At 68.5% G+C, this 10823-nt stretch carries 9 protein-coding genes and 1 pseudogene; 2 read left to right on the top strand and 8 right to left on the bottom strand.

All coding sequences use genetic code 11. The annotated features are described in order from the left end of the window. Window positions 1-102: 102 nt before the first annotated feature. The 3 genes from ACIBH4_RS37745 to ACIBH4_RS37735 all read right to left on the bottom strand — a co-directional run bounded on the left by ACIBH4_RS37745 (window position 103) and on the right by ACIBH4_RS37735 (window position 3508). Entirely contained in the window at window positions 103-1053 is a 951-nt protein-coding gene (locus ACIBH4_RS37745) for a carbohydrate ABC transporter permease (protein ID WP_362518660.1), read from the bottom strand. Window positions 1054-1108: 55 nt separating this feature from the next. Further along, entirely contained in the window at window positions 1109-2083 is a 975-nt protein-coding gene (locus ACIBH4_RS37740; RefSeq protein ID WP_362518655.1) for a sugar ABC transporter permease, read from the bottom strand. A gap of 69 nt (window positions 2084-2152) precedes the next feature. Further along, window positions 2153-3508 carry an ABC transporter substrate-binding protein gene (locus ACIBH4_RS37735; protein WP_362769564.1) on the bottom strand — a complete coding sequence of 452 codons (1356 nt, stop codon included), beginning with the start codon at window positions 3506-3508 and terminating at the stop codon, window positions 2153-2155. 195 nt (window positions 3509-3703) lie between these two features. Between ACIBH4_RS37735 and ACIBH4_RS37730 the strand changes: the two genes are divergently transcribed. Beyond that, window positions 3704-5083, top strand: coding sequence for a GH1 family beta-glucosidase (locus tag ACIBH4_RS37730; protein WP_362518648.1), 1380 nt, complete (start codon window positions 3704-3706; stop codon window positions 5081-5083). Beyond that, window positions 5080-6075 (top strand): LacI family DNA-binding transcriptional regulator, encoded by a 996-nt coding sequence (locus ACIBH4_RS37725; RefSeq protein WP_362518644.1) that lies wholly within the window; start codon window positions 5080-5082, stop codon window positions 6073-6075. The genes ACIBH4_RS37730 and ACIBH4_RS37725 overlap by 4 nt, the downstream gene beginning before the upstream one ends. A 130-nt stretch (window positions 6076-6205) precedes the next feature. On the opposite strand, the gene ACIBH4_RS37720 is transcribed toward ACIBH4_RS37725, so the two are convergent. The 5 genes and pseudogenes from ACIBH4_RS37720 to ACIBH4_RS37700 all read right to left on the bottom strand — a co-directional run bounded on the left by ACIBH4_RS37720 (window position 6206) and on the right by ACIBH4_RS37700 (window position 10760). Next, window positions 6206-7201, bottom strand: coding sequence for a LacI family DNA-binding transcriptional regulator (locus tag ACIBH4_RS37720; protein WP_350945899.1), 996 nt, complete (start codon window positions 7199-7201; stop codon window positions 6206-6208). A 40-nt stretch (window positions 7202-7241) separates the two neighbouring features. Continuing rightward, window positions 7242-7412: pseudogene (locus ACIBH4_RS37715) on the bottom strand (family 1 glycosylhydrolase); the annotation flags it as partial. A gap of 66 nt (window positions 7413-7478) precedes the next feature. Next, window positions 7479-8336: a carbohydrate ABC transporter permease gene (locus ACIBH4_RS37710; protein ID WP_362518638.1), complete on the bottom strand. Its 858-nt coding sequence runs from the start codon at window positions 8334-8336 to the stop codon at window positions 7479-7481. Beyond that, a complete protein-coding gene (locus ACIBH4_RS37705) occupies window positions 8333-9298 on the bottom strand; it encodes a sugar ABC transporter permease (RefSeq protein ID WP_362518632.1) in 966 nt (321 codons plus the stop codon). Before ACIBH4_RS37705 ends, ACIBH4_RS37710 begins: the two co-directional genes overlap by 4 nt. Before the next feature lie 163 nt (window positions 9299-9461). Next, window positions 9462-10760 (bottom strand): ABC transporter substrate-binding protein, encoded by a 1299-nt coding sequence (locus ACIBH4_RS37700; protein WP_362769562.1) that lies wholly within the window; start codon window positions 10758-10760, stop codon window positions 9462-9464. Between the last annotated feature and the right edge of the window lie 63 nt (window positions 10761-10823).

Genomic DNA, 10823 nt, shown 5'->3' with positions numbered 1-10823 from the left:
GCCCCGGTGGGGGGGGGGGGCCCCCCCCCCCCCCGGGCGGCGCGGGGGGGCGCCCCCCCCCCCCCCCCCCCCCCCCCGGCAGGTGGACGTGGAAGAGGGTGCTCAGCCCTTGACGCCGCCCGCGAGCAGGCCGCGGACGAAGTAGCGCTGCATCGACAGGAAGACGATCAGCGGGATGATCAGCGAGACGAACGCTCCCGAGGTCAGGCGCTGCCACTCGTTGCCCTTGGTACCGGCCATCTGCGCCAGCCGTACCGTCATCGGGGCGCTCTCCGGGGTGCCCCCGGCGAAGATCAGGGCCACCAGCAGGTCGTTCCAGACCCAGAGGAACTGGAAGATCGCGAAGGTGGCGAGCGCGGGCCCGACCAGCGGAAGGACGATCGTGCGCAGGATCTTCCCGTGGCTCGCCCCGTCGACCCTCGCCGCCTCCATCAGCTCGCCGGGAAGCTCGGACATGAAGTTGTGCAGCAGGAAGACGCCCAGCGGTAGCGCGAAGCAGGTGTGGGCGAACCAGACCTGGATGAACCGGGCGGGGCCCTCCAGTTCCCAGGCGGGCATCAACTGGAGGCCGAAGACGGACACGCCCTCGGAGAAGAACGAGAGCAGTGGCACGAGTGCCATCTGCAGCGGCACGATCTGCAGCGCGAAGACGCCGATGTAGATCCACTCTCGTCCGCGGAACGGCAGCCAGGCGAGCGCGTACGCCGCGAAGGTGGCGAGGGCGAGCGGGAAGAGCACCGACGGGATCGTGATGACGATCGAGTTGATCAGGAAGCTCATCATCTGGCCGGAGGACGAGGAGGTTCCGAACAGGACCTGCTGGTAGTTCTCCAGGGTGATCTGCGGGTCGGAGAAGAACGTCCACCAGCCGGTGGTCTTGATCTGGTCCTCCGGGCGCAGCGAGGACAGCAGCAGACCGAAGGTCGGGGTGGTCCACAGGACCGCGATGACGATCGCCGCGACGCCGGCGATGCGGCCGCTCAGCCTCCGCCGTACGCGCTGCGGTGCCGTCGTCACCTCGGGCCGCACCATGGTCTGGGTCAACGTGGCCATGTGGACTCCTTCGCCGTCCGCGTGCTCGCGACGCGGGGCCTGCCTGCTCGCCCGGTCACCCGACGGCCTCTCTGCGCTGGCGGATCTGGTAGATCACGATCGGGGTCACCAGGACGAACAGGAAGACCGCGAGGGCCGCGCCCTTGCCCGTCTCGCCGTACCGGAACGCCTGGTTGTACATCTCGTTGGCGATGACGCCGGTGTCGAACTGGCCGCCGGTCATGGTGCGGACGATGTCGAACAGCTTGAGCGTGCCGATCGACTGCGTGACCAGCACCACGATCACGGCCGAGCGGATGGACGGCAGCGTCACCCGGAAGAACATCTGCAGCGGGCTCGCCCCGTCCAGCCGGGCGGCCTCGACGATCTCGGCAGGGATTCCCTTGATCGCGGCGGAGAGCACCACGGTGGCGAAACCCGCCTGGATCCAGACCATGACCACGATGAGGAACAGCGTGTTGAGCGGTGCCTCCTGGAGCCACTGCTGCGGTTCGCCGCCGAACGCGACCGTGATCTGGTTGAGCAGGCCGATCTGGTCCTGCTCCTCGGAGCGGTAGGCGTAGACGAAGCGCCAGATGATGCCCGCCCCGACGAAGGAGATCGCCATCGGCAGGAAGACGAGTGACTTGGCGAGCGATTCGAAACGAGTGCGGTCGACCAGGACTGCGTAGACCAGCCCGACCGAGGTCACCAGCAGCGGGACGAGCAGCACCCAGATGAGGGTGTTGCGGAGTACGATCACCGCCTCCGGCTGGGTGAACATCCAGGCGTAGTTGGACATGCCGACCCACTCCCTGCCGTCGCCGCTCATGAACGACAGCAGGGTGGTGCGCACAGCCGGTACGACCAGGCCGATGGCGAGGAGCAGGAGGGCGGGCAGGAGCAGGATCGTGGCGTGGGTCCACGCGCGCCGCCGCATCGGGGCGCGGTCGAGGAGCACCAGGATCACCGCCACCACCACGAGGAAGGCGGCGACGCCGATCAGCAGTTGGAGGAGTTTGGGCAGTTCGGCGGCGAAGTCGAAGTCCATCGGAGAATCTCCCGGGAGGACGACGGTCCGGTCCCGCACATCACGCGGAACCGGACTCATCGGGATATATCAGGACTTGGGCCAGGAGGCTTCGATGTAGTCGAGGACCGTCTTGGTGTCCTTGCCGTTGATCCAGTCGGTCATGCCCTTCCAGAACGTGCCCGCGCCGACCGCGGCGGGCATCAGGTCCGAGCCGTCGAAACGAAAGACCGTGCTCGGGTCCTGGAGCATCTCCATGGAGAGCTTGTCGATCGGGTTCTGGGCGTTGGCCGGGTCGACGCCCTTGCGCGCGGTGACGTAGGTCGCCAGCTTCATGCGGGCGGCGGGGAACTCCGCGGAGGCGAGATACGCCTGGACGGCCTGGACCTCGGGGCGGTCGGTGAAGGCCACCACGAACTCACCCGCGCCGAGCACCGGCTTCTTGGCCGGGTCGTTGCCCGGCAGGTAGAAGGCGAACACGTCGCCGTCCTCGGCGACCTTGGTCCCCTCGGGCCAGAAGTTGGCGTAGAAGGACGCCTGGCGGTGCAGGGCGCACTTGCCCTCGGTGATCGGGACGCCACCCTCCTGGAAGGCGGTGCTGGCGATCGACTTGACCGGGCCGTAGCCGCCGTTGACGAACTTCTCGTTCTTGAGGATCGCGCCGACCTTGTCGACCGCCGCGGTGACCTTGGGGTCGTTGAACGGGGTCTTGTGGCTCACCCAGTCGTCGTATCCCTCGGGACCGGCCTCCCTGAGCATGAGGTCCTCGATCCAGTCGGTCGCCGGCCAGCCGGTCGCGTCCCCGGACTCGATGCCCGCGCACCACGGCTTCACGCCGGAGTCGGCGATCGTGTTGGTGAGCGTCATGAGCTCGTCCCAGGTCTTGGGGACGGCCCAGCCCTTCTCGGTGAACATCTTCGGCGAGTACCAGACGAAGGACTTCACGCTCGCACCGAGCGGGGCGCCGTAGAAGACGCCGTCGACGGTGGCGTACTTGGCCCAGTCCTCCGACCAGCCCTCGGCGGTGAGCTCCTTGATCTCCTTGGAGGCGGGCTTGAGCTTTCCCGCCTTGGCGAAACGCTCCAGAAGGGCCGGCTGGGGGAAGAAGGCGATGTCGGGGGGGTTGCCGCCGTCCGAACGGACCTGGACCTGAACCTCGAACTCGCCGGTGCCCTCGTAGGTGATCTTCATTCCGACGCAGTCGGCGAACGGCTTCCACGCCTTTTCGAAGCGGTCGGCCTCCACGTCGCGGATCGGCGAGTAGATGCTGACGGTCTTGCCCTCGTGTTTGCCGTACTGGCTGAAGGCGGCACATTCGGGGGACGTACCGGCGTCGCCACCCGCCGATGGCGTGGGGTCCGCGGATCCGCAGGCGGTGACGACCAACGCCAGCCCTATGGTGCCCGCCGCAAAGGCGGTGCGCCGGGAGCGAGAGAGGAGCGACATGAAACCATCCTCCAAATACACAATTGCCGGGGAGCGTGAGAGCGCTCTCCGGAAGAGTTGTCTGCCCGCAACGCAAAGTCAAGAACCGTGATATTACGGTTACCATCCCAGAATTCTTGACACCATCTATGCGGTACCGTGATGCTCCAGAGAGCGCTCTCACGTAACAGCCGAACAGAATGGGGCGGTGAGGACATGACCATGTCCGCCGAAAAGTCCTACGACCTTCAGGACTCCGGCGTGCTGAGATTCCCCGAGGGCTTCATCTGGGGTGCCGCCACCGCGGCCTACCAGATCGAGGGCGCCACCCGGGATGACGGCAGGGGCCCCTCCATCTGGGACACGTTCTCCCGCACCCCCGGCAAGGTTCACGCGGGCCACACCGGTGACGTCGCGTGCGACCACTACCACCGCTATCCCGAGGACGTCGCGCTCATGCGCGACCTCGGCCTGCACTCCTACCGGTTCTCCATCTCCTGGCCCCGGGTGCAGCCCGACGGGTCGGGGCCTGCCAACCCGCGCGGCCTGGACTTCTACGACCGCCTCGTCGACGAGCTCCTCGAAAAGGGCGTCACCCCCATCGTGACGCTCTACCACTGGGACCTGCCGCAGACCCTGGAGGACCGCGGCGGCTGGACCAGCAGGGAGACCGCCGCGCACTTCGCCGACTACGCCGCGATCGCGCACGGCAGGCTGGGTGACCGGGTCGAGACGTGGACCACCCTGAACGAGCCCTGGTGCTCGTCCTTCCTCGGCTACGCGTCGGGCATCCACGCCCCCGGCCTCGCCGAGCCCGCGCTGGGCTTCGCCGCCGTCCACCACCTGCTGCTCGGCCACGGCCTGGCCGTCCAGGCGCTGCGCGCCTCGGGCGCCGCCACGATCGGCATCACGCTCAACCTCTCCCCCGTGATCGGCGACGACGCCCCTGCGGTCGAGCTCGTCGACGGCCTGCAGAACCGGATCTTCCTGGACCCGGTGCTGCGCGGGGAGTATCCCGCCGACGTCGTCGAGCGCGCCCGTCGCTTCACCGACTGGTCCTTCGTCCAGGACGGGGACCTGGAGATCATCGGTCAGCCGATCGACCTGCTGGGCGTGAACTACTACCACCCGCAGACCGTGACCGTCCACGCCGGCGAGCCCGCCAACCCGGTCTATCCGGGCAGCGAGGGCATCGCCTTCGGCGGAGCCGACGCGCCGCAGACCGCGATGGGATGGCCGGTGCAGCCCTTCGGCCTCACCGACCTGCTCCTGCGGCTCTCGCGCGACTATCCGGGCACCCCTCTGATCATCACCGAGAACGGTGCCGCCTTCGACGACGTCGTCGAGGACGGCGAGGTGCACGACGTCGGCCGTCTGTCCTACCTCGACGGCCACCTGCGCGCGGCGCACGCGGCGATCGAGGGCGGCGCCGACCTGCGCGGCTACCTCGTGTGGTCGCTCCTGGACAACTTCGAGTGGGCCGAGGGGTATGACAAGCGGTTCGGCGTCGTACACGTCGACTACGCGACGCAACGCCGCACCCCCAAGGACAGCGCCCTGTGGTACAGCCAGGTCGTACGCCGGAACGGACTGTGAGGACCCGTCCCACCCTGGAGAAGGTGGCCGCCCGGGCAGGTGTGTCCCGGGCGACGGCCTCGCGCGTGGTCAACGGCTCCACGCGCGTGGCACCCCAGATCCGCGACGCGGTCAACCGCGCCGTGGAGGAGCTGGGCTACGTGCCCAACCAGGCGGCGCGGAGCCTGGTCACCCAGCGGGCCGACTCCATAGCGCTCGTCTTCCCCGAGCCGGCGACCCGCGTCTTCTCCGACGACCCGACCTTCGCCGGGATCATCCGCGGGGTCAGCCTGGAGATCGAGGAGGCCGACAAGCAGCTCGTGCTGATGCTCATCGGCGCGACGGGCGGCTACCAGCGGGCCGAGCGCTACGCCACCAACGGCCACGTGGACGGCGTGGTCATCGCGTCGATGCACGGCACCGACCCGCTGCCGGCCATCCTCGCCAGGCGCGGGGTGCCGGTGGTGTGCAGCGGCAGGCCGACCGTGCCCAGCAGCCTGCCGTACGTGGACGTGGACAACGTCGGCGGCGCCGAGCGCGCGGTGCGGCACCTGATGGAACGGGGCAGGCGGCGCATCGCCGCCATCGCCGGACCGCAGGACATGATCGCCGGAATCGACCGGCTCGACGGCTACCGCGCCGTGCTGCGCGACTCCGACCGCCGCTCCATCGTCGCCGTCGGCGACTTCACCCGGGAGTCGGGGACGATCGCGATGCGGCAGCTGCTCGCCGACGACCCGGAGATCGACGCGGTCTTCGTGGCGAACGACCTGATGGCGCTGGGCGCGCTACCGGCCCTGCGCCAGGCGGGCCGACGGGTCCCCGACGACGTAGCGGTGGTCGGCTTCGACGACATCCCCGCCGTCTCCTACGCCGAGCCCCCGCTGACCACGGTCAGGCAGCCGACCGTCGAGATGGGACGGAGACTCGCCCGCATGGTCCTCGAACTGGAGGAGAAGGCGCAGGTGACACTCCCCACCGAGCTGGTCGTCCGGGAGTCCACCGCGTCCTGAACCCGGTCGCCCTCCGGCCGCGGCGAGCGGACGAGGCTCAAGATCCGACGACGACCACGAGTCCGGATCCCCGGCCGGGTGCCGGAGCCTCGGCACCCGGCCGGGGTCAGGCCAGAGCGCCGAACCGGGACTACGAGGACGCCCGGACGACCAGATCCGTGGACACGATCATCGACTCGGCGGGGCCTCCCTCAAGAAGGGAGAGCAGCAGGCGGACCATCGCCGCGGCCTGCTCGGCGTGCGGCGTGTGGATGGTCGTCAGCGGCGGGTCGGTGTAGCGGGCGGCCTCTATGTCGTCGTAACCCACGATGGCGACCTCGTCGGGAATCCTCCTGCCCGCCTGGCGGAGCGCGTGCATCGCACCGATCGCCATCAGGTCGTTCGCGGCGAAGACCGCGTCGATCTCCGGGTCGTCGGCGAGCAGCTGCCGCATCGCGACCGCCCCCGACTCCCGGGTGAAGTCGCCGACCGCGATGATCGAGCGGCGGTCGGAGTCGCGCAGCACCTCGCGGTAGCCGGTCAGCCGGTCCTGCCCGCCTATCATGTCCAGCGGCCCCGCGATGGTGGCGATGCGCCGCCTGCCTCGCTCCAGCAGGTGCCGCACGGCGGTGGCGGCGCCCTCGACGTTGTCGTTGTCGACGTACGGTATCTCGACCGGCACGGCGGGTCTGCCGTAGGAGACGACCGGGACGCGCAGCCGGGTGAGCGCGACCGGCAGCGGGTCGGCGCCGTGGCTGGACACGAGCATGACGCCGTCGACGTGGCCGCCGGCGATGTAGTGCTCCACCCGGGCATGGCTCTCCGGCGACCCGGCCAGCAGCAGCACCACCTGCTTGTTGACGGCCTCCAGCTCCAGGCTGGCCGAGCGTATGACGGTGGAGAACATCGGATCGTCGGAGAACACGCGGTTCGGCGACTCCGAGACGACCAGCGCGACCGAGTTGGTCCGCTGGGTCACCAGGTTTCTCGCCGCCCCGTTGGGGACGTAGCCGAGCTCGTTCACCGCGCGCATGACCAGGTCCCGGATGTCGGCGGTGACCGTGGTCTGGCCGTTCACCACCCGGGAGACGGTCGACCGGGAGACCCCGGCACGGGCGGCGACCGCCTCCAGAGTGGGACGTCTCATCGTGTTCTTCCCCTACCGTCGATTGCAGTCCGTTACGTGCGATGACATCGCGGTGTAACGGCGCGCCGTCCTTGAGCAGGCGCCGGGTGGCGAAGTCCGCACGCACGATCCCGAACCTACGCCGGCCCCCTTCGGCCCACTCGAAATTATCCAGCAGCGCCCAGACCAGATAACCACGCGCGTCCGCCCCTTCGGCGATCGCGGTGTGCACGACGCGCGGGTGGCCGTTGTCGTCGGCATGACGGAAGCAAGGGTGGCCCCCGAGTGCCGACGACGGTCATCCCTTCACCGCCCCCTGCATGATTCCTCCGATGATCTGTTTGCCGAGCAGGGCGAACACGATGACCAGTGGCAGCGTGCCGAGCGTGGTGCCCGCCAGGCCGAGCACGTAGTCGTTGACGTATCCGCTGGCCAGTGTGGACAGGGCGACCTGGACCGTCGGATCCTCCGGGGTCAGGACGACCAGCGGCCAGAAGTAGTCGTTCCAGACCGACATGAAGGTGAGCATGCCCAGCACCGCCGCCGCCGGGCGGGCGGCCGGGAGCACGACGTGCCAGAACAGGCCCCAGGTGCTGCAGCCGTCGACCCGGCCCGCCTCGAGCAGCTCGGTCGGCAGCGCCCTGGAGAGGTACTGGGTCATGAAGAACACCCCGAACGCGTTGACGAGCGCGGGCACGATCAGCGCGTACATGGTGCCGGTCCACTCCAGCTTCACCATCAGCATGTACAGCGGGATGATGCCGAGCTGGGTCGGCACCATCATCGTCGCCACGGTGAGCAGGAGCAGGGCGTTGCGCCCGCGGAAGCGCAGCTTGGCGAAGGCGAACCCGGCCAGGGTGGAGAAGAGCATCACCGCGAACGCGACGGTGCCGGAGACGGCGACGGAGTTGAGCATCGCCAGGGCGAAGGGGACCGTGTCGAAGACGCGGGCGACGTTGGCGAAGAAGTTGCCGCCGGGGATGAGCGGCGGCGGCACGTCGGCCAGGGCCGCGTTGTCGCGGGAGGCGACCACGACGCTGTAGTAGAGCGGCATCATTGAGAAGAACGCCACCGCGGCGAGCGTGAGGTAGGTGAGCCTGCGGGCGGCGCCACCGGAACGACGGCGGACCGCGGGGGCGGCGGTGTGGGCGCTCATGTCAGCCCTCCCTTCCCACGACGGGTGAGCAGGTAGTTGACGCCGACGACCACCACGATGAAGACGAACATCATCCAGGAGATGGCCGAGGCGTAACCGAAGTCGAGCTTGGTGAAGTTCTCGTAGATGAACAGGGAGAGCGTCTGATACTGCCGGTCCACCCCTCCGGTGACGAGGTAGGAGCCGAACAGCAGCGGCTCGGCGAGGATCTGCATCGCGCCGATCGTCGAGGTGATGACGACGAAGATGATCGTTGGTTTGATCATCGGGATGGTGATCCTGCGGAGCTGGGTCATCCCGCTCGCGCCGTCGATGGTGGCCGCCTCGTACAACTCGCGCGGCACCGCCTGCATCGCCGCCAGGAGGATGAGGGCGTTGTAGCCCGTCCACCGCCACATGATCATGGTGGAGATGGCGAAGTGAGAGCTGAGCACCCCCTCGTTCCAGGCGACGCCCTCGACGCCGACCAGGGAGAACACCCAGTTGATCATGCCGAAGTCCCGGCCGAACAACTGGCTGAAGATGACCACCACCGCGACCACACTGGTCACGTTGGGCAGCAGCAGCGTGATGCGGAAGAAGGTCTGCGCCCGCAGCGGCCGGTTGAGCAGGTGGGCGAGCCAGATGGCGAGCAGCAGCTGCGGCACGGTGGACAGCACCCCGATGGACAGGGTGTTGAAAGTGGCGTTCCAGAAGTAGTCGTCGGCGAGCAGCGTTCTGAAGTTCTCCAGGCCGACGAAGGTCTGCTCGTCCTGGAGCAGCGTCCACTCGTGCAGGCTCACCCAGGCGGTGTACGCGAGGGGAAACAACCCGAACGCGGAGAAGAGCAGGAAGAAGGGTGCCACGTAAGCGTACGGCGAGCCCTTGACGTCGAGTTGGTGAACCAGTTGGCGGCGGAGGCGGGGTCCCGCCTGCCTGTTCGGTGGGACCGCCGCCAGGCGATCGGGCGCGCGGGTGGCCATGGCAGCTCCTTTCTGCGGTTCTGCGGTTCTTCGGACGGCGGGAGACGTGCGGCCCGTCGCGGCGGGAGGCGTGCGGTTCCGCGGCACGGGACGCGCGCCCGCCACCGGACAGGGGCACGAGCAGGTGGCCGACCGGTACGAGACCGGCCGGCCGGGAGGGCGACTACTTGATCCTGCTGACGTCCTTGAGCGCCTGTGCCCAGGCCTCCTCGGCGTTCTGCTTGCCCTGGTCGACCCGCTGGAGACCGTCGCCGATCGCCTGCAGGACGTCACTGGCCTTGGGACCCACGGGCTGCGGCTTGAGCGACCTGGCCGCGTCGGTGAAGATCTTGCCGATCGGCGCGTTGCCGAAGTACGGGTTGACGAAGTCCTTCACCGCGGGGTCGTCGTACAGGGCGGGCAGCGAGGGCAGCGCGCTCGCCTCCTTGAAGAGCTTGATCTGGCTCTCCTTGCTGGTCAGCAGGTCGATCAACGCCGCGGCCTCCTTGGGGTGCTTGCCCTGCTTGGGCAGCATCAGGTGGGTGCCGCCCTGGTTGCCGCCGCCACCGGGGACCGCCGCGATGTCCCAGGTGCCCTCGCCGGGCTTCTGGTCCTTGATCGTTCCGGTCTTCCAGGCCGGGCAGACCATGGTGGCGAAGCTGCCCTTGGCGATGCCGGTGTTCCACGGCGGCGAGAACGCGGCGAGGTTGGCCGAGAGACCTTCGTGGATCATCTTCACGCCCGTGTCGTACGCCTTGCGCACGTCGGGGTTGGTGGCGGCGACGATGTTGTACTCGGCGTCGTAGAAGCCGATGGGGGCCTGCTCGACCATGGCGCGGAAGTGCTCGCCGGGACCGTCGGTGAACTTGGCTCCCTCCACCTTGCCCGCGACGAACCTCTTGCCCGTCTCGATGTAGGCGTCCCAGGTCGGCCAGAGCGCCGAGACCTCGTCGCGGTCGACGGGCAGGCCTGCCTTCTTGAACAGGTCTGGGCGGTAGCACATGGCCAGGCCGCCGACGTCGGTACCGAGGCCCAGGAGGGCGGAGCCGTCGTTGGAGACGCCCAGCTTCCACTTCCAGTCCAGGTATTCGCTCTCGCGCTTGTCCAGGCCGTATTCCTTGAGGTCGTGGAACTTGTCCGGCACGGGGGTGAAGGCGCCGATGTAACCGCCCTCGACGGCGACCACGTCCGCGGCGCCCGCGCCGGTGGTCAGCTGGGTGATGAGGTTGGTGTGGTGGTCGTTGAACTGCGCGCGGCGCTCCACGATCTCCACGTTGGGGTGGGTCTTCTTGAACTCCTCGTACAGCGGCGCGTAGTGGAAGTCGCTGAACAGCCCGACGGTCAGCTTGATCTTCTCGGCCGGCCGAGAGGCCGTCCCGCCGCTCCCGGCGGCCTCGGTGCCACCACCGCAGGCGGTGAGGCCCAGGACCAGAGCGGAAACGGCGACCATCGGGGCGAGGAACCGCTGACGTGACTTACGCATGGAACCCTCCCAGGGTTCTCATAAATGATCATGAAGAGAGCGCTCTCTGAGCAGATTGACGCC

The sequence above is a fragment of the Streptosporangium sp. NPDC050284 genome (assembly GCF_044459525.1).
Lineage (GTDB): Bacteria > Actinomycetota > Actinomycetes > Streptosporangiales > Streptosporangiaceae > Streptosporangium.
The sequence above is the reverse complement of the archived record's forward strand: the minus strand, read 5'-3'. Positions and strand labels throughout refer to the sequence as shown.